The sequence below is a fragment of the Bradyrhizobium sp. CCBAU 53415 genome, assembly GCF_028128735.1.
GTDB lineage: Bacteria > Pseudomonadota > Alphaproteobacteria > Rhizobiales > Xanthobacteraceae > Bradyrhizobium.
On the sequence record NZ_LBJF01000012.1, the window covers coordinates 1 to 1,473 of the forward strand.

Annotated in this window: 2 protein-coding genes; both read left to right on the forward strand. The window is 67.0% G+C overall.

Features of this window, described 5'->3' with window-relative positions; all coding sequences use genetic code 11:
• A partial coding sequence (locus tag XH87_RS08425) for a response regulator (RefSeq protein WP_271586898.1) occupies positions 1 to 1,023 on the forward strand: 1,023 nt, incomplete at its 5' end.
• Positions 1,024 to 1,106: 83 nt separating this feature from the next.
• A partial coding sequence (locus XH87_RS08430; protein WP_271586899.1) for a chemotaxis protein CheW occupies positions 1,107 to 1,473 on the forward strand: 367 nt, incomplete at its 3' end.

The following is a 1,473-nucleotide window of genomic DNA, read 5'->3' on the forward strand; positions in this document are numbered from 1 at the left end:
ACCGAGGAGATCGTGGTCAAGCCGATGTCGACCAAGCTGCGCCACATCGACATGTTCTCCGGCAACACCATCCTGGGCGATGGCGCGGTGATCATGATCATCGACCCCAACGGCATTGCGAAAGCGCTCGGTGCCGCCGGCTCCTCGGCCCATGACATGGGCGACGAGAACGGGGCCCATCACATCGGCTCGGGCGAGCAGACCACCTCGCTGCTGGTGTTCCGCGCCGGCTCGTCCCAGCCCAAGGCGGTCCCGCTCGGGCTCGTCACCCGCCTGGAAGAGCTTCCGGCCGACAAGATCGAGTTCTCGAACGGCCGCTACATGGTGCAGTACCGCGAGCAGCTGATGCCGCTGGTGGCCATGGAAGGCGTCACCATCGCCAGCCAGGGCGTCCAGCCGATCCTGGTGTTCGCCGACGACGGCCGCTCCATGGGCCTCGTCGTCGACGAGATCATCGACATCGTCGAGGAACGGCTCAACATCGAGGTCGGCGGCGCCTCCTCCGGCATCCTCGGCTCGGCCGTGATCAAGGGCCAGGCCACCGAGGTGATCGACGTCGGCCACTTCCTCCCCATGGCGTTCGCCGACTGGTTCACCCGCAAGGAGATGAAGCCGTCGATGCACTCGCAGTCGGTGCTCTTGGTCGACGACAGCGCGTTCTTCCGCAACATGCTGGCGCCCGTGCTGAAAGCCGCCGGCTACCGCGTCCGCACCGCGCCGACCGCGCAGGAGGGCCTGGCTGCGCTGCGCGCCCAGAGCTTCGACGTGATCCTGACCGACATCGAGATGCCGGACATGAACGGGTTCGAGTTCGCGGAAGTTGTCCGCTCCGACAACAACCTCGCCGCGACGCCGATCATCGGCCTGTCCGCGCTGGTGTCGCCGGCGGCGATCGAGCGCGGCCGCCAGGCCGGCTTCCACGATTATGTCGCCAAGTTCGACCGTCCCGGTCTGATCGCGGCGCTGAAGGAGCAGACCGCGGGCGCCGCCGGCGCCTCCGAGCTGAGCCGGGCCGCGGCGTAGAGCATGATCCGGAAAAGTGTGCAGCGGTTTTCCGAAGAGATCATGCTCAATCTAAAGAGCAGGGCAGGGATCAGGAGAGACACATGACCAGCAAGACGCAAGTGGGCGAAGGCGCCATGGTCGAATACGTCACCGCGATGATCGGCGGCCAGCTGTTCGGCCTGCCGATCTCCCGCGTCCAGGACGTGTTCATGCCCGAGCGCGTCACCCGCGTTCCCTTGTCCTCGCGCGAGATCGCGGGCGTGCTCAACCTGCGCGGCCGCATCGTCACCGTGGTCGACATGCGCGCCCGGCTCGGCCTGCCCAAGGCCGAGGACGGCAAGGTGCCGATGGCGGTCGGCGTCGATTTGCGCGGCGAATCCTACGGCCTCTTGATCGACCAGATCGGCGAGGTGCTGCGCCTGCCCGAGGACGGCAAGGAGGAGAACCCCGTCAACCTCGACCCCCGCA